Origin of the sequence: Hydrogenophaga sp. NFH-34 (genome assembly GCF_021401345.1) — a bacterium.
Lineage (GTDB): Bacteria > Pseudomonadota > Gammaproteobacteria > Burkholderiales > Burkholderiaceae_C > Hydrogenophaga > Hydrogenophaga electricum.
In genome coordinates, this window is record NZ_JACBGE010000010.1 from 71,055 (window position 1) to 94,766 (window position 23,712).

The window sequence follows — 23,712 nt, forward strand, 5'->3', positions numbered from 1 at the left end:
TGGGCGTTCTAAATTATGAAGAGCGGACTTGGATTCGCGCGCGATAGCACCAGCTGCAGCCTATGCGTGGCGCGGCTCAGGGCGACGTATAGCAGGCAGCGCGCATTTTCTTTATCAGGAAACGTGTCAGCGTTGACGGGGAGAAGAATCACGCTTTCGCATTCGAGGCCCTTGGCCTTGTGAATTGTGCTGATAGCGCGAGCGGGCGGGCTTGGCCAAGTGTAAGTGCGACGGTACGCGATTTCGGCAAGCCCTATGTCAGGGCTCTCGTAGTCACCCAACCGCACAGCCTCCCAGAACTCCTTGCCGTAATCGATTTCAATGGCGCCAAAGGCTGCCTGCTGCTCTTTCAACTCACGCACGCGCCGGAGCATCTTCGACACACCGCGATGATCCGGTTCGGCGGTCAGCGATCGGGCAAGCTCCTGGATCAGAGCCGGCTTGCCGGAAGTGGACTTCGTGCAGCCCTCCATGGCTTCGCGGATCAGTCGATCGCCGAAGGCCGAAGGACTGAAGCCCTTACCGACTTCGTCCATGAATGCAACAACTGCTGTGGCGAGTGCCGCGGCATCGCCCGTACCAGCCCGAATAGCCGCAACCAGCCGGTCGAGTCCATCCCGCGTGTGTCCTTCCCAGATTGGCAGGCGACGCATGAACATGGCCCGGATTGCCCGTGCGGTGTCGTTGTAGCGCGTGAGGACAAGCATCGACGACTGGCTCTTCTCAAAGTCGTCGATCGGCTTTCGCTGCATCGATGCCAGCTGGATGCCCATGCGGACCTGCGACTGGTTTTCGGCGACCACGACTTGAACGCTGTCCGGCAGCCCGGACCTGAGATCGATGCGACCGTTGTTCTTCAGCGTCTCGCGCGCCTTGAGGGTCCACGCCCCAAGATCAGGGCAGCCACCGCGACTCCAGCGATGGGGAAAATCCAGCCGCTCGAAAGCCTGTGCAGCACCGGTCAGCGCGTTCCAGTCGTACCGTGGCGATGCTCCTTTGACCGGCTTGTCAGGAAAGATGCGCTGCATCGGGTCGGCGAATATCCGCACACGCGACCCCTGCGCGGCCAGTGCCATCACGATGGCATGCTGATCGCCGCTTGAGTCCTGGTGTTCATCACACAGCACGACGGGGTAGCGACGTGCTGCAGCAGTCGCGACCATTGGGTGTCGCTTGAGCAGCGCGGCCACGCGCAGCGCAAGCTCGCCATAGCCATCCTTGCGTTGACGAACCCAAGCTGCCGTGTCCGCCGGCAAGCCGAGGCCCGCGTGATACGCACCGGCAATGCTGGCAATCAGGCTGTCGATCGTCGCGATTTCCACACGGGAGCCGGCTCCTTTGGTGCGGCCGGCGAAGACTGAACATGCGGCATGCGTATGCGTCAGGATGAGCATGCGTTGCGCATCGCGTTCTCCGGACAGCGCGTTGGCATAGTCCGCGCCCTGATGCGTCTTGCCGCATCCCGCAGGCGCTTCCACAACGACTATTGGAGCGTCGGAGCGAATCGCTGCGCTGACACGAGCGTCGCTCAAGATGGGAGATCTTCCAGTGGCGGCAAGCTTGCTGCGCCACGAACGGCGTTGCAGAGGGGCAGAAGCTCTGTTTTGAGCGCGGGCCACACGCCCAGGCTGAACAGCTTCTCAGCAAGCTCACGGCCGCCGCGCTCCGTCTTGAACCACTCCTGAGAATGCTTGCTATACGCCTTCTTTTCTGCATCGGGCGTACCTTCCGGCACTTTGCCTCCTGCAGCTTCTTTGATGAACCGCTTGAGTTCGGCTCCCGCCTTGGCCTTGATGCTGGCAAAGTCCTTCTGTTCAATCTTGAGGCGCAGCGCCAGAGAACGCAGGCGGCGACCGGTCTTGTCGTCTTCGGGATCAGTGATGAAGGCTTCGATCTTGTCGTCGGCGAGCGCGTCCACTATGTTTGACTCGATATCGCCCGCTTTCCAGCGAAACAGCAGTTGCCCAAGCCTCCCCTTCACTTCATCCCACCCGCCTGAATGTCTTCCCTCCTCGTCAGCAAATCCGCCGAACTTCATCCCCGCTTTGGACAAAGACTTGAGCAGTTCGATCGTTGTGTCGTGACCGCCGCCGTCAGCGACGTGAAACCCCAGAGGCTGGAGTTCCGAACCCAGCGCCTGCATCAACAGCGACTTGGCAAAGCCGACTTCGGTGACGCCTTCGGCGACAACGGTTAGCCGGGCCAGAAAAGCATCTGGATCGTCCGCGCGGAGCTTTGCGACCTTCGTTCCCAAGAGTTGCCCCAGATTGCCCGCCTGGTCCATATACCAAAGCGATGCCTTGGTCGCGGCGGAGATAGCGGCCGGGCTGTGCGTCGTGATGAACGCTTGCGAGGAGGCATCCTGCAGTCTGGCCATCAGAGTGCGTTGCCGGTACGGCTCCAGGCCGCGCTCAACTTCATCGACAACGGTTATCGGATTGCCGCCCTGAATCTGCTCGGCGATGGCGAGCGCCGACAGTCGCCTTGTCCCGGCCCCCCAGCTCGACAGTGGCAACTGCACCGTTTCCCGCTTCGCCGTCAGACCGACCAGAGAAGCGATTGACGGACCCTGCCCGCCGGTGACAGCGATGTCGAGATCGTTCGGTAGCTTGTGGTCACGGAAGGCCTTGTCCAGCTCGCAGAGGGCTATGCTTGCGTCGCCGGATAGTTCGCTCCGCACGTCGTTCTCGGCAAGCTTGCTTGCCATGCGCGAGCGCAGCCCCTTGTCGGTCAGCAGCCGATCGAGCGCGGAGCCCTGCACGAGCCGCAGGTCCCGGTCGTTGCGATCGTCACCGCTCAGGCGAACTAAACCAATCGCGCGACGGAATGAGACCGGCAGCGATTCAGTCATTCCGCTGGGCTGCACGATCTCGTAGCTGAGTTCGAGATCGGACGTGCCCCGAACACGCAAGACGTATACCTCTTCGCCAGCAGGCGCGGTGCTTTCGTCGTGCGTGGGAACGACAGCATTCGCTCCATCCCAGCACCATGGCCAGGACAGCCTCGTCAGCTGGTTGATGCCACCGCCAGAGGGCAAGGCCATCACCGCTTCAATACTGAATTCCGCTTCTTCATCGCGCAGGTTGTAGTCGCTGTCCAGCACCGACGCGCTGTTCGTCGGACTCAACAGCAGACTGATTGCATCAAGGATCGTCGTCTTGCCGACATCGCCACCGCCGAGAATGAGGTTGACGCCGCGCGTCGGCTGCCACGACAGGTGCTTGATGCCGCGGAAGCGCTCGATGGTCAGCTTGTAGATGGTGGGTACGCTGGGGCTGCCTGTTGTCACTTCCGGGCTCTCCCTTGGTCATTCTTCTGGCCGGCAATGTCAAGAACCGGGCGTGCACCATTCCGAACAAAGTAAGCTGCGCTGTCAAGGACGCCGTCTTCAGGAAGACGTCCGCTGCCGCGCAGCGCACATTCCCAGATAACGAGCACGCGCCAGCCTTCGGCCAACAGCGTATCGACAGCCTTGCGGTCACGCGCAGCGTTTGCCGCCAGCTTGGTCTGCCAGAAGTCCTCACGGGTGGCCGGCAGCTTCGACAGCGCGCAGCCATGCGCGTGCCAGAAGCAACCGTGAATGAATACAGCCGTGTGGTACTTGGGAAAGACTAAATCGGGCCGGCCAGGCAGTGATCGATCATGCAGCCGGTAGCGCAACCCGCGTGCATGCAGCCCGCGTCGGATCAGCATCTCCGGCTTCGTGTCCTTGCCTCTGATGCGGCTCATGTTGAGCTGCCGTTGCGCCGGGGTCAGTACGTCCGCCATTCACGCCCCCGCTCCCGCGTCTGCCACGATGGTCTGCAGGCAGGTCCGCAGCTCCTCACCCGACATGCCCGGCCGCAGCGTCACCGCGCCGAAGCGGAACTTCTCGCGGTACTCGGGATGGAATAGCCGGCCCGGCACCGGCGTGTCTTTGAAGTCAGTCTTCAGGCCCGCCGGCATATGCGGGGTCAGCAGATAGGCCGCCGTCACGATGCCCTCAGTCCGTCCACTGGCCACTTCCTGAACCAGTGCGTCGCGGTAGGTGTGGATCGAGTTCAGCGCATCGTTGAGGCCGTCATTGATTCGGTATTTCGCATCGAGCACGATCACGCGCCGTTCAGGGCCACCCAGGTCCCGGCCCGCCAGCACGACATCGGGTACCATCGTCCGGCTGAAGCTGCCTTCGCGGCTGTCCTCGACCCAGTATTCGCGGTACTGCCGCTGGAAGCACAGCACGCGGTCGCCGCCGATCGGGACCGTGATGGCGCCGGCTGCAATCGTCACGCCGCCGCTGGCTTCGCCCAGGAACAGGTTGCTCAGGTCAACGCCCGTTGCGCCGTATTCCTCGACGGCCGCGCGCAGCAGGCGCAGGAAGCACCACAGCTCGTACAGCTCATAAGTCCGGGCCAGCGGCATGTTCAGGAAGTCGCCGAACAGCGCGGCGAGCCCGAGATTCATCTCCTGCCAGAGCCGGTAGAAGCGCTGATAGAGCGGGTCGTTGCGAAACAGCGAGGACATGCGCAGCAGCGCCGGCCCCTCGCCGACTTCGTTCATGAAGCCAGCCGCGGCGACATCGTTGAGACGCCGCGCGACGCGCCAGGCGCGCACGGCCCAGCTGCCCGCCGTTGTGACGATTTCGGGATCGTCGGTGGCGCCCGCTTTGGCCAGCAGCTCGGCGACGCCGCCGAGCCATGCGGACCAGGATCGCAGACAGGCCTTGATCTGCCGGTGTTCGGGGATGTCCACGCTGTTCCGGCGCTGGCGCAGCGTTATGTGTGCCGGAAGCCTGCCTTTCAGGGCAGCGGGCAGGCGTGATGGCGTGACGGTCTCCGTCCGGATTACGCCGGACCTGAACGATCTGATGATCTCCGGCCCGGTCGCGCGGGTGGCACGGTGCGCCGGGACCGTGATGTCTTCGGCGCGCAGGTAGTGTCGCGGTGCGCGGGCAATTGCTTCGACCGTCGCCACGATCGCATCGGCCCGCGACCGCAGAAACTCAAGGCGGGCCAGCGGCGGCGGCCGGTTGCCCGGCTGGCGGGCAATCCCCTTGCGAAACGCGCTCAGCGAAAAGAGGGCGAAGGTGTCTTCGAGGACTTCGCGCACCATCGCGTCGAAGTCGTCGCGCGTGAGCTTGCGCAGGTCGGGATCGGTCGTGACCTCGAAGCGGCGCGTCCCGATGCCCGGCACGCGCAGCGCGGCCTCGACCATGCCGGCATGAAAACCAGGCTGCCAGCGCCAGCGGGCCTTGCGCGGCTCGCGCGACCGCAGCGCCTCGACCGGCGCATCGTCGATCAGCAGATCGGCGGCCAGCGCATCGTCGCTGTCGCGCAGTTCAAAGAGGTAGGACGCCCCTTCCCGCACGGTGCCGGGCGGCACTGCATCCGGCACAGGCCAGACCTGCCATGCCGGTCCGCCGCCTTCCGCCTGGATGTAGAGCGCCGCCACGGTTCACCGCATCGCTTGGAAGGAACCGAAATCGTCGAGATCGGTCAGCAGCTTCTGCACGAAAGCCTGGGCGCGTGGCAGGCCCGCACAGGCCTTGTCCAGGCCCGTCAGCAGCGTGCGCTGACGCTCGGCGCCACGCAGCTTTACCAGCACCTTCTGGACGAGCAGCTGGTCGGTGACATCGTCGGCCGTGCTGCCGAGGTATTTCGCATTGAAGGCGTGATAGCGCACGAACTCTTCGATCAGCCGGTAGCCGAAGCCGAGCCCATACTGCTGCATCAGGCCATGGACTTCGGTGAGCTTCGCTTCGGACGCGGCGCGTGCGTCCTTAAGCTCGGGATGACGGGCTTCTAGCGAAGCCAGGAAGCCAGGCACATCGACCGCGGACATATCGATCACCGACGCGCGGTCGAGGACCTTGTCGCTGACCGGGTTCGTCGTCTCATCGACGTTGATGGTGCCGATGATGAACAGGTTCGCGGGCAGCGGTAGCTCGGCGCGGATGCTCGCACCCGTGGTGCCTTCAAGCGGCACGCTGTTCGAGTGCAGCTGCAGCCGTCCTTCGGTCTCCATGCAGGACAGCACGTCGGACAGGTAATACTCGACGCGCGCCAGGTTCATTTCGTCGAGGATGACGAAGACCGGGGACTCGCGGTGCGCGGTCGCGACCAGAACCGCTTCGAGGAAGGTCGGCACGACGTAGCGGTTCGTGAGCACGTCGAAATAGCCGGTCAGCCCGGTCGGGTCGGTCCACTCCGGCCGCACCGGACACTCGAAGATCAGCGGATCGTCATCCGTGTTCGAGCTCAGGCCATGGACGGCCCGCGCATACTTCAGGGCCAGCTGCGTCTTGCCGGTGCCGGACAGGCCCGACAGGATCACGAAATGCTTGTGCGGCAGGAAATTCAGCGCGGCATGGAAGCGTTTCACTTCGCCGTTCGGATAGTGGCCGCCCAGTGCCTTGACGGCGGCTTCGATGTCGGCGACCGGGATGCTCTCCGGCATGCGGCGCATGGCCGGGCTCAACGTGGCCGTATCGGTCCATACCGGCAGCTCGTGGATCTTCTGTGATCCGACCAGGCTGCCAAGCCAGCCGATGAACTCGCGCGCCAGCAGGCTGCGCCGCGCCGATGCGGTCGGCGGGTAGAGCGCGACGACGATTTCATCCGGTTCCGTCGCCGGGCCAAAGGGCGACATGTCGAAGGCGAGGCTGTCCCAGAACTTGGCATTGCGCAGCCAGAGCCGCCCGTCGCGGGCGAGGTAGATCGGGACCAGGTTGTTGCGGGCGCTGTACTTGATGTTCGCGCCCGGTGCCTCGGCGGCTTCCTCGTCGGCGCCCTCGGACAGCAGATCGGCCGGTTCGGCACCAGCGGCCTTCGCGGCGGCGCCGAGCTTCTTCATTTCGGTGAGGCGGGCCAGGAAGCTGGCCTTATCCTTGCGCACCAGGACCGCGAAGTAAACCTCGTCCTCAGGCGGGAAGCGCATGACGCAGCCGAAGATCAGTGCTTCGGTGTCGTCCTTGACGTTGTCGAGATTGACGACGCCGAGCTGGATGCCGCCTTCGACGATCTTGGCGCTATTGGAGACGCCGAACAGCTCGCGCGGGCGGACTGCCTTCGAGGTCCCGAAATGCTTCTGCGCAGCTTCAAGAAACCGCTGCTGCCGCTCGACGAGGTTCATCCGCCGTCTCCCTGTCCAATTGTTTGAGTGTCTTCATGATCTGCGTCGCGACGGCTTTCGCCAGCAGCGGCGGGACGGCATTGCCGATCTGCCGGAACGCCGGGTTCATCGTGCCGCTGAACAGGAAGCCGTCGGGGAACGAGTGCAGCCGCGCGGCCTCACGCACGGAGATCGTGCGGGCCTGTTTACTGTCGTAGTGAATGTGGCTGTAGCTGTCCTTGCCGAGGTGCGCCATGAGCGTGCGTGCCGGCTGGTCGCGCCACATCTTGCGCCACTTGTTCGGGAACTTGCCCACGTCGTAGGGCGGCACGATCGAGGCCTTGATGTCCTCGTATTTCTGTGAGCCGGGTTTGACCTTCACCCCCTGCTTCGCGAGGTCGGCAAGGTGCTGCTCGAACATCGCCATGGCGTGTTCATAGGCCTGGGGATACTGGTCGCCCGGGTTCATGCGCGCGAAGAGCGGGTAATCGCGCGGCAGATAGCGGATGACGTGGTCGGTCAGGGCCGGCGGGGCCTCGAAGCCCGGCCATGTCCGCATCAGCCTGGCATAGGGCGTATGGGGTTCCCTGCCATAGGGCATGGGCACGTCGAAGCGCCGGGCGCCGCGGCGCAGCTCACCGCTTTTCAGCAGTTTACGTGCGTCGATGGCCGGCAGATCGCCGAGTGCATCTTCCGCAGTGATGGCCGGCGGCAGCGAGCGCGTGGCCTTTGGCGCGTGGATGTAGTGGTGCGCGTCGTCGGCGATCTCACTATCGAGGAACTTGAGCGCGACCGACCGTGTGCCTTCATAGCCTGGCGGCAGGTCGATGAAGTGCGTCGGCTCAGGGAACGTGACCGCGTCGGCGATCTCGCGCCGGTAGGCGATCAGGATCATCCGCTCGCGCATCTGCGGCACGCCATAGAAGGCGGCGTTCAGCAGCGTGTAGCGGCAGATATAACCCTTGCTCTCCAGGACTTCAGCGATCTCTTCGGCGATGTTCTGCCCGCCGTGGTTCAGCACGTCGGGGACGTTTTCGACCACGACGGCCAGCGGCGCAAAGGCTTCGACGTAACGCAGATAGTCGATGTAGAGCTGGGCACGCGGGTCGTGCTTGAACGCTTCGGCGTGGTTGTCCACTTCGCGCAGCTTGGGGCGACCGACGCGGGCGAAAGCCTGACAGGGCGGGCCGCCGACGAGCACGTCGAACGCATCCGCGGTCGGACCGACCTGCAGGTCCTTTGCAAGCTGGTCCGGGCTGGTCTTCGTGATGTCGCGGGCCTGCGAGTGCGCGGCGTCGCCGCCGTGGAAGTTGCGGCCGTGGGAGGCGGCGGCCTCAGGGTCGAACTCGACGGCACCTGCGATGCTGAAGCCTGCGGCCGAGAACCCGAGCGAAATTCCGCCGCAGCCGGCGAACAGATCGAGCACCCGGGGCTTGCCCCCCCCCTGCAGGCGGGCGATCTTCTGGCTAATGGCGCGTGCGGTCTTGCTCACAGGGCTGCACCTTCCTGTACTGGGTTGCTGGTCATGGGGCGGGACTTCTTCGGGTTCAGCATGGCCGCCTTCACTGCTGACGGCGGAAAAGCGGGTACTGCGCCTCGACGTATTTCTCGACGGCGTCGCGGACGACCCAGGCGACGGACACCTTTTTCTCTTCAGCGATCCGTTCCAGCTCGGCGTAGAGATCGGCGGGGAAGGTCACCGATGCGCGGGTGCCTTCCTTTGCCGGGGCGTGCTGTTTCGCGGTGAGTGCCATGGGGCGCTGCCTGTTGTCTGGGAAACTTGCACCACATTACACCACAGCGGTGCAAATGCAATAGTACCAACCCCCGATGGAGGGGCCTGACCCCCAAGCCGCGGCGGTCGCCGCCGGCTGCCCGAGGAACAGGTCGACGTGGCCGGTCAGGTAGTGCTTGTTGGCCTCGTTGACCTTTGTTCTGTTGCCCAGCTATGGTTGTAAAACTGACGGTTTACTAGCTATCCGTTGTTTTCTCTACCTTTTGGAGTTGCGGCCATTGGCCAGCCCTCACACGCAGCGCACCTAGACAGAGCAGGTAACCGAACGCGGTTTCGCACTGGAAAAACGAAGCACATTCGATCCCTGATCGACGCCGAGCACCAGGCGGCGACCACGACCGGAGGGAGTGATCCGAACCATCCGGGCGCCGACCGCCCGGCCTTGCTCGTCCGGGTTCCGGACGTCATGCTGGAAGCCATACCTCCAGTGCGCGGCCCACGCGCCGGCCTGTCAGCCCGGTGGTCGCGCCTTGAACAACAAGGCTATTCGACTCGTTCCCGTTTTTCAATGAACTTTCACGAGCTTTTTCTTTGAAAGTTCATTGAACCGCCCGGTTCTATGAACTTTGCCGTGTTTTTTCTTTGAACTTTCGCGCAGTTTTCATAGAACCGCCCGCCAAAGGCCCTGCCGCATCTCTTTTTCAATCAGCTTTGACAGAAAAAAGTTGCAAATCGTTACGCACAGCGCTGGCGCAACCCGTTTTCCATCAACTTTGGGGCAAGCACTTTACATGTACTTCGCCAGGTCTCGTTCCATCGGAACAAATTCAACCCAAGCCTGGTTATTCAGGGAAACAACTTCCGACTCCTCCGGGTCCTCCCGCCATTCCCTTAGATTCTCATAATATCGCCTTGATGGAATTCCACCCTGCATCAATTTCAGGTAATCACCTAAAGGGCCATGTTGGTGACTGTACCATCGAACGCTAATGTTAATGCCGGCATGCTGCTTCTGATTGATATGCCTCACAATTCTATTTAGCTTAACCAATAACTCCTCTCCATATTTTGGGGTTCGCTCATACTCCAATCCGATCCACTGCCCAGCACTTGTCTTAATGAGTGCATCTGGAACCCAGATTTCAGGGCTTCGCTTTCCCAGCATAGACGCGTACTGGAAAGCAACAGCTTCCCCGGTTGCCATTAATTCAGCAACGATGTGCTGAACAGCCAGATCATGACGCAACGTGGCTTGACTGAGCCGCTCGGGCCTGTCAGGGTAATGCTCGAATTCCTTTTGCCAGATTCCTTGTGCCATTGTCAATCCTGCCCTGGTCAAGACCCAGAGCTGACCACCGCGTGTTCCACATGCGACGGCCTGTACCAGCTCCATTTCTTCGAGCCGCTTCATGTACCCACGACCCTTTACCCCGAGCCGCTTGAGGATGATCGACTCGTTGGATCGGACGAAGGTAGCCAGCCAAAGCAACGTATGGTTGAGCTTCTCTCGACCACGGCTGCGGGGGTTTTGCCCTCCCGACTTCAGCACTGTCGCGGGGTTTTTGGACATGAGCTGGACTCCACGCACCGAACCACCGCCCGCGCCAAACTTCGCCGCGAGCCTCGCCTGCCGCAGCTCCGCAGCCGTCTGATTTTTGGTTGCTTTATCCATCACTTATTCCATACCATTACATAGCAAATTCTATACACACCTGTACGGAATAAAAGCAATACGATTTTGACTGTGCTTCCCCCTTGCTCGGCAAAACCCTCCTTTATCGTTTGAGTGTTCCTCGTGTTGGACCGGCACCGATCGTCTTGCAGCCCTTGGCTGCATACGGCTGGACGCCGCACCGACGCCCTTCCGCGCTAGGGCGCGGATGCCTGATGTTTCAGGCGCCCCCGATGGCCCTATGGGCCACCTCTTCGAGGCCCGCTGCGCGGTCCGGGCAACCGGCTTACGCCGGACTTCGTCGCGCTTTGCGCTCCTGCGGGTCTTCGACCTGGCCTTCGGCCATCCTGTAACCCGGTTGCCCGGACCACGTCGTGGTCGGGGGCGCGGGGCTTCGCCCCCCACCAGGTGTCGGGCGCTGGGGCGCCCTCACCGGCTGCGGCCCTGCCGGGCCTTGTCCCTGTCTTCGCTTCGCTCGCAGGGAGCGCGTTCGCGGCCCGGGGCCACCTGGCGGCTCCCCCCTGCCTGTCGCTTGAAAGCGCCAGGGGCTGCGGGCTGGACGCCCTTGCCCCGCCTTCGGCGGCACCCACGTGTGCGCTAATCTTTCAATTAATAAGCAGCACCCGGCATGAATAGTCCGGTCTATTCGACCGAACAGTTCATGCCATTCCGCGCTCGCGCGGATGCTGTCAATTACCAGAATTGGAAAATCTCTCCCGGAGTTGCGGCACCACGGAGCTGTGGCAATTCCGAGATTTCTCAAATCAAAGCGAAGTCAAGAATGAAGATAATCCGCACTGCTGTCCACGGCACGAATGAGGCGGTAGAAAATCTAATAGACTGCCCGCGAACGGCTTCCTTGGCAGGCCAACACCGCCCGGATTCCGGGCGAACTTAGAGGGGCTGCACGCCCTCGAATTCGACTCACTCGCTACACTCGTATTGCCAGTACGCGCCTGGTGCCGAGCGCTTTAATTTCGTACCGCCGATACGAATCAGATCACCTCAAAAATGACCCGGTATTACCACAAAATCTCTTGCAAATTCAAGAACTAATGATAAAATGGAAATCCAGCAAAAACTGGCTATACGCCGAATGCGATTTCCCGCGCCAGGAAGCGCTTTGCCCCCCCATTGCCGAGGGGCCGGAAGTCGGCCGCAGAAGAAGCCGCCTACTCTCAAAAATTGAAAACTTGAAGGAGCCTGTCATGCTAGAGTTCTACGCTGCCGTATTTCTGATGTTCTGCCTGCTGGGCTGGCTGGGCTGGCACGCCCTCCAAAATCCTGGCATCAGCGATAGCACTTCCTCGAAGCGCATCGCAGACCTCGAGCGCAAGGTCGCAGACTTGGAAAAGCGTCTGGAGGCCAGCGCATGAAGCCCGGTGGTTTGAAGCTGGAATTTGAGCTGGACGTGGACCGTGCCCAGCTTGGCGTGCAGGACATGAAGAACTGCCTGGAGTCCGGCGACGTGGATGCCTTTTTTGCTGCGGGCTGGGCCTCAATGGCAGCGATTGAGCGGTCCATGCAGGCCGTGCTGGCCATCAAACTCGGCCAGCTTCGGGCGCAGGACGAAGACTGAACTCGCACCCGTGATACGAACCGACAGACAGGGCACGGGACCGCCCTGCCCGACCGAATCTGCGCTTCTTAACGTTTGCACACCATACATGTGTGAATGTGATCTCAGCTCAACGGCTGCCCAAGCAGTGCACATGCACTTCACGCCTGCCTGACCTCCACCCACCTCTCGGAGCCTTGAACCCTGCCTGCTGACGCCCACACGCCAGCAGGCCTTTCTTCGTTGTTCAGCCCAGCTTAGATGCCAAGTCTTCGGCCCGCGGGTGGTAATAACGTGAGAGCATTGAACTGGACTTGTGGCCCGTGACTTTCATTAGCTCGTGCATTTGCAGCTTCTCGGCCAGGCGGCTGGTAGCCTCATGCCGAAGGTCGTGAAAATGCAGATCCATCAGCATCCTGTCCTTTTTCTCCAGTTCGGCCAGGAGCTGGACAGTCCTGGCCAGTGGCTGGCGCTTCTTGAAGATCAACGCCCTGACCTCTCGATCTCCGTCGATCCCTTCGGCCTCCAGCTTTTTCACGAGCAGCCGGTGCAGATGCGCCCTGCGTGCGCTGACCAGTGCGCGATCCCACGACAGCCGAAGCGCGTTCTGACTGATTGGAAAGACACGCCCACCGTCAATGGGACGTGGAAGGCTGGACAGTACTTCCAGTGCGCGAGTCGATAAGGGCACATCCCTGAAATCATCGCCGCTCTTCGTTTCCCTGCCCCCGACACCGCGAAGCCGCGCCACGCGCCGCCTGAGATCCACGTCGGCCCAGGTCATGCTGATCAACTCCGATTGCCGTGCTGCCGTCTCTAAGGCAAGAATGACAGCTGCACGAGGGTAGGTTTTGCCGGCAAGGGATTCGAGCAATTGCGACTCTTCCTGACCTTCCAGCCGCCTTTCCCGAGCGTTGGACACCCTGGGCTTGCGCACCAAGGTCGTCGGGATGCCCTGGGGCAGTGCGATCCCCCAATCCAGTTGGCAGGCCTTGAGGACCCGAGTGATGAGACCCAGCTCGTGGACTACCGTTTGCGGACTCACGACCTTCAGCCGCTCGTCACGGTACTCCGCCAGCATGGCCGGCGAGATGCTGGCCAGGGAGTACCGACCGAACCGCTCACAAAGCCGATCCAACATATATCGTGGTTGAACCTGCGCCCGTTTGGTGGGTAGTACCTCGCGCTTGTAGCGCTCGGCTGCTTCACGAAAAGTGGTTCGCTCGGCGTCATCGCGCTGGACAAACGCGCCCACGTCCATTTCCCGCTCGACAGCCCTTGCCCACGCCTCAGCGTCCGCCTTGCGATCAAACGTCTTTGAGGCTGGTGGCCAGCCCTTTCGACGGACCTTTGCCTGCCACCGTTCACCGTTGTCAGTTTTGCGCTTTGTGATCACGGCCATGGAGTGCTCCTGGCCGAAATTCTACAATGCGGACTGTCCCTCCAGTGTCCCTACGCCTGAAAATGAAGGACTTTTTTATATTAAAATCAACGATCTAGTTTTGTTATTTTTATAGCCTTCTAAGCAGCAGGTCGGGGGTTCGAGTCCCTCCGGGCAGGCCATCTTGGCACCTCGAATCAGCCGCCCCCTCCGCTCAAACCTGCCCCGGTCACTTTTTGATGATGACCGTGGTGTGATTGCGCTGGACATTGATGATCTTTGGCGGCTCCTGCATCAGCGGCAAGTCGGTGCCACAAGCCACGTTGGACCTGCCAATCGCGGCATTCACGCGCATACGCTTGTCGTATTCGGACAAGGTGCGGATGCTGGATGCCAGCGCCAGCTCGCGCTGGGCCTTGTCGCATTCATAACGATTGATGGGCTTGGCTTCTGACGTCGGCACGCCTGGGGACGGCGGCACCACGATGACCTGAGGCCGCTCCTGCATCGCCCGCCGCTCCTGCTGGAGCTGGAAGCGCTCCTGAGCCACAGCCGCGCGCTCGGCGTCCATCTGTTGCTGCTCGGGCGAGCGCTCCTTGAGAATCTGAGTGCCGTGCGAACAGGGCTGGTCGCTGTAGGCGACCTGGCCTGTCTTGGCATCTGGGCAGCGGTAAACCTGGGCACTGGCATAGCCGCTCGCCAGGCCAACGGTCACGATCAAGAGGCATCGCAGGTTCATTTCTTCTCTCCTTGAACCCACTCTATCGCAGAGGTGATCCCACGATCGCACCCGACCCCGCCAACGGCTCAAAAAGCCAGGGTGTTCCGATGGATGGCCGCAACGGCGTGACCATCGCCCTGCCCTGCGTCGCCAGACAGCGGAGTTACCAGGTCAGCGCCCGCTGCCCCATGCCCTTTTACCCGGGAAGCGTGGACGATGGCGCCGATGTGATGGATGTATCCGCAGCCACAACAGACCCGTGCACCGTGTGTTGAGCCATGGGCGCCGTCATGGTTTGCGGCTCCATTTCAGGCACCGCCAGCAGCACTGTGATCCCTGGCCAGCGCGCTCAGCAACTTCAACGCAGACCGAACTTGTGGGTCGACCGGGTGGCCGACGTTCAGACGAAGGTGCCGGGTGAAACGCCGGTCGGCCGAGAACAGCACCCCGGGTGCGGTGCTGATGGACTGCGCCATGGCCTGGTGGTGAAGGGCCAACGCATCGACGCCTGGTGGCAATTCCAGCCACACGAAGTAACCCCCCTGGGGTTCGGTCATCCGCGTGCCCTTGGGAAAGCTGCGTTCGATCAGCGCCCGTGCCGCCGTGTGCTGGGTCTTGAGCGCTTCACGCAGGTGGCGCAGGTGGCGGTCAAACCCGCCTTGCACCAGGTACTCCGCCACCGCCAGCTGGGACGGGATCGGCGAGGCCAGCGAGGTCATCATCTTCAGCCGCTCCACGTCCCGGGCATAACGCCCGGCCGCCGCCCAGCCCACCCGGTAGCCGGGCGCCAGCGATTTGGAGAACGACGAGCAGTGCAGCACCAGCCCCTCCTGGTCGAAGGCCTTGGCGGGCAGGGGCCGGCGCGCACCGAAGTGCAGCTCGGCGTAGACGTCGTCCTCGATCAGCGGCACTCCGTGGCGCGCCAGCAACTGCACCAGCTCCTGCTTTTTGGCGCTGGGCATCAGCGCGCCCAGCGGGTTCTGGAAAGTCGGCATGAACCAGCAAGCCGCTACCTTCTGCCGCTGCAGCAAGGCTTCGAGCGCCTCCAGGCGGACACCCTCGACCGGGTCGGTCTCGACCTCGACCGCCTTCAGGTGCAGCCGCTCCAGCGCCTGGAGCGCCGCATAGAACGTGGGTGACTCGACCACCACCACGTCACCGGGCTGGGTCACCGCCTGCAGGCAGAGGTTGAGGGCCTCCATGGCCCCGTTGGTCACGATGAGCTCGTCGGGCCGCAGCGACACGCCGTTGAGCGCGTAGCGCCGCCCTACCTGGGCCCTCAAGGTTTCGTCGCCCGCGGTGAGCGCACCCGAAATCTGCGCCGGGCCCAGCCGCCGCATGGCCCGCGCGCCGCTGCGTGCCAACGCGTCGAAAGGAAACAGCCCGGGCGCCGGGAAGGCCGAGCCCAGCGGCACCACGTCCACATCGCGCGTGGACCCCAGCAGCTCAAACACCAGTTCGCTGATGGCCACCGGCGTCACCTGCCCACTGGGTTGTGCGGCCTCCGGGGGCCGACCCGTGAGTGGCCGCCGCGCCCGCACGAAATAGCCCGAGCGCACCCGAGCCTCGACCAGGCCCTGCGATTCCAGTTGTACATAGGCCTGGAAGATGGTGGACGGACTGACACCCCGCTGGCGCCGCAGCTCGCGCACCGACGGCAGTCGATCCCCGGGCCGCAGCACCCCGGAGCGGATGCTGGCCGCCAGATCCTCAGCCAGTTGCTGGTAGAGCGTCAATGAGCCGGACGACATGTCTTCGAGGACCTCCAGAGGAAGCCTCAATGGTATGACGTGCACAGGACGGTAGCTCATGGCTCAGGGCAGAAAGAAGCCACACAGCAGTGCGGTGACCAGCGCGTTGCCGCACATGCCGGCCACCGCCAGGTCCAGGTACGCCGGGTCCAAGGCCTGCGCCCGCACCAGGCCAATGGCGTGTCCGCTCACGCCCAGCACAAAGGCGTGTATCCGCTCGTCTGAGACCCTTGTGTGCCGCAAGACCAGCGGCGTGAGCAGGGCGCCGCAGAGCCCGGTCAGGAACACCGCAGCCACGGTCAGCGCCTGGTGGGCCGCGTCGCCGGACACCAGCGACAGGGCCACCGGCATCGTGGCGGCCTTGGGGGTCACCGCCGCCGTCACGTCCCAGGGGGCGCTCAGGCACCACCCCGCGAACAACACTCCGCCGACCGACAGGGCAGACGCCACCAGCAAACCCAGCCACAGCGGAATCAGAAGTGCGCCCATGCGGCGGCACGCCTGATGCAACGGCACGGCCATACACACCACCGCCAGGTCCATGGCCTGTTTCAGCACTTGCGTGTGGGCGACAAACGTGGCCGCGTCGAGGCCGAACACAGAAAGCCCCCCCAGTACGAGTACCAATGCCCCGAACACCGGCAAGGCCAGCACATGGCGTCCGCTGAAGCGAAACACCGCCCGCGCCACCCAGTAGCTCGCCAAAGCCAGGAGCAGCGCCCCCGCCATTTCAATCATCCCCGGTATCCGCCCAGCGGCGCGTCAACACCGACACGACCGTGCCGCACCCAAGCGCCATCAGCACGGTCACCAGCGAGCCGGACACCACCAGCAAGACCGCCGCGTCGGCCACCAGGCGCAACCCCACAGCGGCCGCCACCAGCGATGGCAGCAGGAACAGAGTCAGGTGGTTCAACAGCCAGGCAGAGGCGCTGGTCAATGCTCGGGGAATCTCCCGCATGAAGCTCAGCACCGACAACAGGTACAGGAACCCCAAAAAGCTGCCCGGCACCGGCAGACCGAACCTGCGGGACACTGCGTCGCCCAGGCGCAGCAGCGCCACCAACACCATCAGGCCAAGAAGAAGGGAGATTGCACGCTGCATCTGCTGCAGTGTCCGCCCGATTTCAGGATCAGGGTCGTATCAGAAGCGGGCTTATCCGAGGGGATCAGCCCGCTTCTGATACGGTGATTTTTCCAGTGATCTGCATCCTGCGCATCAGACGGTCCCGCGCCACCATCGGCGCATGCCGCTTGAAACCGAATCCCTCACGACTGCACGACGCCTGGGGCAAAACGCCGCAGAGCGTCTGACCGCCATCGCCAGCGCTGGCTATCTGCGGGTGGGCGTCCCCATCGACCTGGGCGGACACGGTGGAACGCTGCAGGACCTCTTTCAAGACCCTGCCGCACGGCAATGGTTGCGCGACCTGCCTTACCCGGACCAGTGGCTGTTTCGCTCGCAACGGCTGGTGGTGGAAGCGCTGCTGCGCAGCGACAACGTGGGTTTGCGCGAGTTGGTGCTGCCGGAACTGTTGGACGGTGCAATGGGCGGCGCCTCGGCGATGGAATGCCCTTGCCTGACGGCTATGCCTGCGGACCTGGGCTGGCGTCTCAACGGTCGTCTGGTCGGTGTGCCCAACCTCCAGTGGGCAGGCTTTTATCTGCTGCTACCCGTGCAGGTGAACGACCGCGTGGACGACCTGCTGCTGGTCCGCTCGGAAGAGAACGATGTCACGGTCCAAGCTGGCGACCCCCACGAGTTGTGGCAACAGGCGGCCTGCGGAACCGTGTCGTTCCGCCAGGTTTTCCTGCGCGCGGACGAATGGCTGGGCGACAGGTCGCTCTGGCAAACGCTGGCCGACGCGAACCGGGCTTTGCAGCAAGGCCTGGGTGCCGCCCTCAGCCGATCAACGAACTGACCACGAGGTCCCCTTGCACAAGGTCGTCCCCATTCAACACGAGAACCCCTGGATCGCTGGCGAGAAAATTCATGCCCGCGCGGTGAACGGCCCGTTCGCCCGCTGGCGCTGGGCCTTTGTCTGGCTGACGCAGATCGCCTTCTACGGCGTTCCCTGGCTGAGCTGGAACGCCCGGCAAGCCGCGCTGTTTGATCTGGAAGGCAAACGCTTCTACCTGTTCGGCGCGGTACTGTTTCCGCAAGACCTGATCTACCTGGCGGCCCTGCTCGTCATCAGCGCGTTGCTGCTGTTCTTCGCCACCGCCGTGGTGGGGCGCGTCTGGTGTGGCTTTGCCTGTCCCCAGACGGTCTACACCTCGATCTTCATGTGGATCGAGAACAACTTCGAAGGCAGCCACCAGAACCGCAAGCGACTGGACACCGTCGGCTGGGGGCCAGAGAAGCTGCTGCGCCGCGGAGGCAAACACCTGGCGTGGGCGTTGTTCGGTTTGTGGACCGGCTTCACCTTTGTGGGCTACTTCACCGCGATCCGTCCGCTGGCCGCCGACGTGCTGTCCCTGTCCGTCGGGCCGTGGACCACTTTCTGGATCCTGTTTTACGGCCTGCTCACCTACCTGAACGCTGGCCTGGTGCGCGAGAAGGTCTGCCTGCACATGTGCCCCTACGGACGGTTCCAGGGGGCACTGATGGACGAACGCACCCTGAACGTGGCCTACGATCACCGGCGCGGGGAACCCCGCCGTGGGCGTGTGGCAGAAGACCACCGAAAAGCCAGCGACGGCCACTGCATCGACTGCACCCTGTGCGTGCAGGTCTGCCCTACCGGCATCGACATCCGCCAGGGGCTGCAGGCGGCCTGCATCGGCTGCGGCCTGTGTATCGACGCCTGTGACGACGTGATGAGAAAGGTCCAGGCGCCCAAAGGACTGATCCGCATGGCATCGCTGCATGAGCTGGGTGGTGCGGCCAGCAAGCAGCGCGCTTTCCTGCAGCGGGTGCTGCGCACCCGGGTCGGGGTCTACGCCAGCCTACTGTCTCTGGCCATCGCCGCGACCATCACCGCGTTTGCCCACCGCCCGGAGGTACGGATGAACATCATCCGGGACCGTTCGATCATGACGCGGCAGGTGGAACAGGGGGCGGTGGAAAATGTCTACACGCTGCAACTGATGAACGCGTCGGACCACACCCGGACGGTGGTGGTGGATGTGGCGCCGTCGAATCTGGTGGCCCTACGTACGCCGATCACGGCCCGGCTAGGCCCAGCGCAAGCCACCACCCTCACCGCGACCGTTCGAATGCCTGCCGCTGAGGCGGCACAGCACGCGGGCGAGGTGGTGCACATCCGGTTCCTGGTGACCACGCCCCAGCAGGCGGGCACAGCGGAAGTGAACGAGTCATCCACCTTCCTGGTGCCGCGATAGGCCGGCGGCCGTGTTGTGTGGTCAGCAAGTCAACCTTCAGGAAATCAAAATGGAATGGGTTCCCATCGTCTTCATCGCGTTCAAGGTTCTCGTGTTCGGCACGGGAATGTTCTTCTCCATCAAATGGCACTACGACCAAGATCAGAAAAACAAAAAGAAATAGGGCGGGAGGTCCCAGCGCCTTTGAAGTCGCCACCGCACACCGGGTTGACTTCGCCAACGCCGCGGTATCCCGATGCCGATGACCGACTCCCCCTTCTTGCCCCGTCGATGAGCGCCCTACTGCCCCTGAACGCTCTCTCGCGCGAGGAGCACCAGTTCCTCGGTTCAAAGCGGCACCCGTTGCCTGCCTGCGGCTACCTCTACCAGCAGGGAGACAGGTCCACCGAGCTGTACTGGATTCGGGCGGGAATCGTCTGCCTGGAAAGTGTGAATGAAAGAGGCGAAAGGTGCATCCTCCATTTCTTGGGACAGGGCGCAGTCCTGGGTCACGAGACTTTCTTGAAACAACCCAGGACCTTTGACGCCAGAGCCTGTACCGACGCGCTGGTGGAGGTGATTGCACCATCGCTGGCGCCAGACCCCTCGCTGTGCGCCTTCATGATGCGCCGGGTCCATGCCGCCGCCGCAACTCCGCTGCAGGACGCGGCCAGGTTCAAGGTCGATCTGCACCGTGCGCAGGCCACCGAGAAGGTGATTCTTCTCCTGGAACATCTTAGAAAGCTGCACCCAGAAAAGGCAGACGCGTACTGGCTGCCCAGTCGCAACGACATGGCCGACATTCTTGACATCAACCACGCCACGGCCAGCCGTGTGGTCGCGCGGCTTTTCAGGGAAGGCGCCCTCCGACGCACGGCAAGCAAGTCGTTTGTACAGGTCGACTGGAGCCTCATCAGCCGCTTGCGCCGCGGAGGCTGAACAGGCCGAGGAGAAATCACGCACGCGGACCCAGGCGAGGGTTGCGCATCGACGCCTTGTTCCACACCAAATACAGATGGTTGGTGGGGCGTTATCGGGGACGTGAGTGACACCAGCTTCCCAGACGCCGATGCGCCCGGCCTGCACGCAGGTGCCGTCGGCGCGGTAGCCGGTGAAGGGGCGGCCGTTGCTGCCGGTGATCAGGTTGCTCGCCTGCGCAATGGCCTGCCCGGTGCTGCTGAGCGTGAGCGTGACCATCAGCAGCACCGCCAGTATCCGCCAGCAAACTCAGCGTGGTGTGGCCAACTGGCTCTCGCTCACACCCTTTTGCCCCTCTTCTGCACCGACCAGATGCAGCTTCGACGCAGCGGCCCACATACCCATCTTCACTTCCTGCCAGATGTAGGTCAGCGTGCCGCCTTTGGTTTCCACTTCCAGCTTGTTCTCCTTGCCTTCGGTCAGCGATTCCACCGTGTGCTTGCCAGGCGTGACCTCTTTGTAGAAATAGGTCTTGGAAGCCGTCTCACCGATCAACTGGCCATCAAGCACCACCGGCATCTTGATGGCCGCGCCGAAAGTCTCGTTTCGGTAGATGTAAATGCCTGCCTTGTCGGCCGCTGGCGCAGCAAAAGTCTTGCGCTGTGCGTCTTCTTTGGCATCAGCCAGGTTGACCGAGGCGCAGCCGGTCAAAGCGGCCGACGCCAGCAACAAGGCGGCCAGGGTGATGCGGGGTGTGACAGCGGTGAGGGTCATGGTGAGTTCTCCTGTTGGATGAAAAAATACGCAGTGGTGCGCGGGGACAAAACAGATTCCGGCTGAGTGGGCGGCGAATAGTCATTTGGATGGAAGGGTGTTGCACTTCGAGTGCCGCACCGTCCTATCAAAATTCCGAACCATCGGAACCAAAAAATACTACATTTCACCCTTCCTCATCAGGCCACTCGGTATCGCCTCGGCGACAGGGCGATTGATCCGATCAAAAAACATAGCAACAGCGTCATTGCAGTAAGTATCCCCCATACTGACAAGCCAACTGTCTGCGCTTTGGAATTATTTCTTGTTTTCATTGGGTTTTATACCCAGTAGATCAATATTGACCTGCTCTCTGAGAGCTTCCCAACCACCCGCAAGATTGATGAGAGTAGCAGCTCTGGCAGCGGTGGCAGGTGTATTGCCCAAGATGTCTCGGAGGGATCAATTCACCGACCGCCAGCATTCAGAGGCCTGGTTATAGGTGATGAAGCCTTGCCACCACCACAACTCCATACCGAATAATTATCGACAGAATCCGCCTCATTCCCCGAGCCTGCCTTTTGCAGCAAAACAGAGCAATCGCGACCCGCGCCCAGAAATTGAAGATGATATTGTTGACCTGCCTTTGGAAGAAACCGTGTTACAAGCGGCCCGCAAGATAGGCTGCGAGAATAATATCCGTTTGATTCACTCATTTGCGCTCGAGCCGAGATGATTACCTCTTCATCTGCATCCACATAAAAATAAACTTTTTCTGGAGCTATCGGGCGCACGGCAACCTTCATGTTGCCAACCCCTTTTAGGTAACGCCGATTCCCATCAAGACCACTGCTGCTCTCGGGCTTACCGGGATCAAATGATTTTGCAGCCACACCAACCGGCTTCAACTTTCTGAAAGAGCATTCTGCATCATTATTCGCCACGGCAATTGCAACAGGAATGCTCACATTTGTTGTAAACTCAATCAATGCCTGTTTTTCTGGTATCGGCGCACGAGACAATTCCGCATCTTGGATCAGCATTTCCTCGGGGATTGGCTCTTCGACCACAGTCATGGCACAACCCGAAACGAGACTCAACAAAAAAATAAGGCTCAGTGAATTTTTCATAATCAGTTCATCTGTTTCAAAATCGCACAAAAATATCATTAAACCAGCGCCGACCAATTAATGCTGCATCACCGCCAGTTCGATCTCAACCCCCTCGTCTTTCCTATTTGGTCGAGATCAAGTACAGCTAGGGAAGGTCTGCACAACACCCGCAGAGGCGTGAGTTGATGCACTTGATTTCGGATGGCAGCGATTTCAGAGCTGCAAGGCCGGTTTGAAGGCCGATTTCGCCCCGATTCACGGCCCTCTGGCCGCATTTGGACGCACTCATCCCCGCACCTTTTGCAGCAACGTGCGCCGCACCATCCACAGATTGGACAGCGCAAACAGCGTGTGCAACTGCGCCGTGTTCTTGGCCAGACCCCGGTAGCGCACCTTCATGTGCCCGAACTGGCGCTTGATCACCCGAAACGGGTGTTCAACTTTGGCCCGCATGCGTGCCTTGGCCTGCTCCAGTTTGTCCATGATCGCGCCCATCGCCGTGCTCTTGTCCAGCGCCTTGCGCTTGCCCGGTCGCATGGCCACGAGCCAGTTGACGTCGATGCCTTGGGTCTCCACTCGCTTGTCCACGCCCTGGTAGCTCGCGTCGGCCAGCACATCGGTTTCTTCTCCGTGCACCAGCGCATGCGCCTGCGTCACGTCGTTGACGTTGGCCGCTGTGCCCACCACCGTGTGCACAAGGCTCAAGTCCGCATCCACGCCGATATGGGCCTTCATCCCAAAGTGCCATTGGTTGCCCTTCTTGGTCTGGTGCATCTCGGGTCGCGTTCGCCGCTGCTGTTCTTGGTCGAACTCGGCGCGGCAATGAGCGTGGCATCGACCACTGTGCCGCTCTTCAAGAGCAGGCCCTTGGCCGCCAGCGTGGCGTTGACGGTGGCCAGGATCTGCAAGCTCAGGCTGTGGGCTTCGAGCAGGTGGCGGAACCGAAGAATCGTGCTCTCGTCGGGCAGACTGTCTTCCCCGGCATCCAGGCTCACAAACTCACGAAACAGCGCCATGTCGTACAGCGCCTCTTCCATCGCCGGGTCCGAGAGGTTGAACCACTGCTGCAAGAAGTGAATGCGCAGCATGGTCTCAACGGCAAACGGCGGGCGTCCGCCCTTGGCGCCGGGGGCCTGTGCGTGCGGTGCAATCAGCGACACCAGCTCGGCCCACGGCACCACCAGGTTCATCTCGTCCAGGAACTCGCGCTTGCGCGTTCGCTTGGTCTTGCGCTCGAAACCGCTCTCGCCCAGGCTCATTTGCTTCATGACGTCACTGTCTCACATAGCGGCTCGGGCGCCGACGTTGTGCAGACCTTCCTTAGATATGCCGAACCAAAAAAATAGGAGACGACTCGCCAAGAGTTATATGGCAGCAGAAATTTTTCTATACATAGCCCCGCCCAACGAATATCCCAAATAATTCAATGCATCCCAAATGCTAAAAAAGAACGACGGATTGTACCCATGACCTCGTTCCCCCACACACACTACCCACAGTTCATTCTCAAAATAAACTGACCACCTCCCATCATCTGCCAGCCCGCCAAGTGCGACGCTTTGTTGGGATTTATTATTTTTGTTTAATAAATTCAACTCATTGCGAAACAATGAAAAGGCAATCTCGGATTCAACCTTTCTCTGAGATTCATTTTGCAAGCCAACAATGTATTTATCCATTGATATATTTATGCACTTC

General features: G+C 61.7%; 21 protein-coding genes and 1 pseudogene. 5 read left to right on the top strand and 17 right to left on the bottom strand.

What is annotated here, in order from left to right:
- Positions 1 to 8: 8 nt before the first annotated feature.
- From L0977_RS11210 to L0977_RS11245, 8 genes are all read right to left on the bottom strand, one after another.
- Positions 9 to 1,532 (bottom strand): UvrD-helicase domain-containing protein, encoded by a 1,524-nt coding sequence (locus tag L0977_RS11210; RefSeq protein WP_234264949.1) that lies wholly within the window; start codon positions 1,530 to 1,532, stop codon positions 9 to 11.
- On the bottom strand, positions 1,529 to 3,289 hold the full coding sequence (locus L0977_RS11215) for an ATP-dependent nuclease (RefSeq protein ID WP_234264950.1): 1,761 nt from the start codon (positions 3,287 to 3,289) through the stop codon (positions 1,529 to 1,531). Before L0977_RS11215 ends, L0977_RS11210 begins: the two co-directional genes overlap by 4 nt.
- The gene (locus L0977_RS11220) at positions 3,286 to 3,768 is read right to left on the bottom strand and encodes a very short patch repair endonuclease (protein WP_234264951.1); all 483 of its coding nucleotides are present in this window, start codon (positions 3,766 to 3,768) and stop codon (positions 3,286 to 3,288) included. Before L0977_RS11220 ends, L0977_RS11215 begins: the two co-directional genes overlap by 4 nt.
- On the bottom strand, positions 3,769 to 5,430 hold the full coding sequence (locus L0977_RS11225; protein WP_234264952.1) for a DUF2357 domain-containing protein: 1,662 nt from the start codon (positions 5,428 to 5,430) through the stop codon (positions 3,769 to 3,771).
- Between the two features lie 3 nt (positions 5,431 to 5,433).
- A complete protein-coding gene (locus L0977_RS11230; protein WP_234264953.1) occupies positions 5,434 to 7,110 on the bottom strand; it encodes an McrB family protein in 1,677 nt (558 codons plus the stop codon).
- Positions 7,076 to 8,581 carry a DNA cytosine methyltransferase gene (locus L0977_RS11235; RefSeq protein ID WP_234264954.1) on the bottom strand — a complete coding sequence of 502 codons (1,506 nt, stop codon included), beginning with the start codon at positions 8,579 to 8,581 and terminating at the stop codon, positions 7,076 to 7,078. Before L0977_RS11235 ends, L0977_RS11230 begins: the two co-directional genes overlap by 35 nt.
- A gap of 70 nt (positions 8,582 to 8,651) precedes the next feature.
- Complete coding sequence (locus tag L0977_RS11240; protein WP_234264955.1) at positions 8,652 to 8,843, bottom strand: CopG family transcriptional regulator; 192 nt, start codon at positions 8,841 to 8,843, stop codon at positions 8,652 to 8,654.
- Positions 8,844 to 9,611: 768 nt separating this feature from the next.
- Positions 9,612 to 10,496, bottom strand: coding sequence for a hypothetical protein (locus tag L0977_RS11245; RefSeq protein WP_234264956.1), 885 nt, complete (start codon positions 10,494 to 10,496; stop codon positions 9,612 to 9,614).
- 1,037 nt (positions 10,497 to 11,533) lie between these two features.
- Here L0977_RS11245 and L0977_RS11250 point away from each other — a divergent pair.
- Together L0977_RS11250 and L0977_RS11255 are read left to right on the top strand one after the other, a co-directional pair.
- Complete coding sequence (locus L0977_RS11250) at positions 11,534 to 11,872, top strand: hypothetical protein (protein ID WP_234264957.1); 339 nt, start codon at positions 11,534 to 11,536, stop codon at positions 11,870 to 11,872.
- The gene (locus L0977_RS11255) at positions 11,869 to 12,075 is read left to right on the top strand and encodes a hypothetical protein (protein ID WP_234264958.1); all 207 of its coding nucleotides are present in this window, start codon (positions 11,869 to 11,871) and stop codon (positions 12,073 to 12,075) included. The genes L0977_RS11250 and L0977_RS11255 overlap by 4 nt, the downstream gene beginning before the upstream one ends.
- Positions 12,076 to 12,301: 226 nt before the next feature.
- On the opposite strand, the gene L0977_RS11260 is transcribed toward L0977_RS11255, so the two are convergent.
- The 5 genes from L0977_RS11260 to L0977_RS11280 form a co-directional block, all read right to left on the bottom strand.
- Positions 12,302 to 13,456, bottom strand: a complete 1,155-nt coding sequence (locus L0977_RS11260) for a tyrosine-type recombinase/integrase (RefSeq protein WP_234264959.1) — start codon at positions 13,454 to 13,456, stop codon at positions 12,302 to 12,304.
- 208 nt (positions 13,457 to 13,664) lie between these two features.
- Entirely contained in the window at positions 13,665 to 14,174 is a 510-nt protein-coding gene (locus L0977_RS11265) for a DUF4124 domain-containing protein (protein WP_234264960.1), read from the bottom strand.
- Between the two features lie 290 nt (positions 14,175 to 14,464).
- Positions 14,465 to 15,907, bottom strand: a complete 1,443-nt coding sequence (locus L0977_RS11270; RefSeq protein WP_234265051.1) for an aminotransferase-like domain-containing protein — start codon at positions 15,905 to 15,907, stop codon at positions 14,465 to 14,467.
- Between the two features lie 63 nt (positions 15,908 to 15,970).
- Complete coding sequence (locus L0977_RS11275) at positions 15,971 to 16,645, bottom strand: LrgB family protein (RefSeq protein WP_234264961.1); 675 nt, start codon at positions 16,643 to 16,645, stop codon at positions 15,971 to 15,973.
- The gene (locus L0977_RS11280) at positions 16,638 to 17,012 is read right to left on the bottom strand and encodes a CidA/LrgA family protein (RefSeq protein ID WP_234264962.1); all 375 of its coding nucleotides are present in this window, start codon (positions 17,010 to 17,012) and stop codon (positions 16,638 to 16,640) included. Before L0977_RS11280 ends, L0977_RS11275 begins: the two co-directional genes overlap by 8 nt.
- Positions 17,013 to 17,154: 142 nt before the next feature.
- Here L0977_RS11280 and L0977_RS11285 point away from each other — a divergent pair, with 142 nt between their 5' ends.
- The 3 genes from L0977_RS11285 (at position 17,155) to L0977_RS11295 (ending at position 20,170) form a co-directional block, all read left to right on the top strand.
- Positions 17,155 to 17,829 (top strand): hypothetical protein, encoded by a 675-nt coding sequence (locus L0977_RS11285; RefSeq protein WP_234264963.1) that lies wholly within the window; start codon positions 17,155 to 17,157, stop codon positions 17,827 to 17,829.
- A 13-nt stretch (positions 17,830 to 17,842) separates the two neighbouring features.
- On the top strand, positions 17,843 to 19,252 hold the full coding sequence (ccoG, locus tag L0977_RS11290; RefSeq protein WP_234264964.1) for a cytochrome c oxidase accessory protein CcoG: 1,410 nt from the start codon (positions 17,843 to 17,845) through the stop codon (positions 19,250 to 19,252).
- A 270-nt stretch (positions 19,253 to 19,522) separates the two neighbouring features.
- The gene (locus tag L0977_RS11295) at positions 19,523 to 20,170 is read left to right on the top strand and encodes a Crp/Fnr family transcriptional regulator (protein WP_234264965.1); all 648 of its coding nucleotides are present in this window, start codon (positions 19,523 to 19,525) and stop codon (positions 20,168 to 20,170) included.
- A gap of 288 nt (positions 20,171 to 20,458) precedes the next feature.
- Here L0977_RS11295 and L0977_RS11300 read toward each other — a convergent pair whose 3' ends face one another.
- From L0977_RS11300 to L0977_RS11315, 4 genes and pseudogenes are all read right to left on the bottom strand, one after another.
- A complete protein-coding gene (locus L0977_RS11300; protein WP_234264966.1) occupies positions 20,459 to 20,923 on the bottom strand; it encodes a DUF2846 domain-containing protein in 465 nt (154 codons plus the stop codon).
- Positions 20,924 to 21,369: 446 nt separating this feature from the next.
- Positions 21,370 to 22,032: a hypothetical protein gene (locus L0977_RS11305; protein WP_234264967.1), complete on the bottom strand. Its 663-nt coding sequence runs from the start codon at positions 22,030 to 22,032 to the stop codon at positions 21,370 to 21,372.
- Positions 22,033 to 22,299: 267 nt separating this feature from the next.
- A pseudogene (locus tag L0977_RS11310) lies at positions 22,300 to 23,282 on the bottom strand (IS5 family transposase).
- Positions 23,283 to 23,378: 96 nt separating this feature from the next.
- On the bottom strand, positions 23,379 to 23,693 hold the full coding sequence (locus tag L0977_RS11315; RefSeq protein WP_234264969.1) for a hypothetical protein: 315 nt from the start codon (positions 23,691 to 23,693) through the stop codon (positions 23,379 to 23,381).
- Between the last annotated feature and the right edge of the window lie 19 nt (positions 23,694 to 23,712).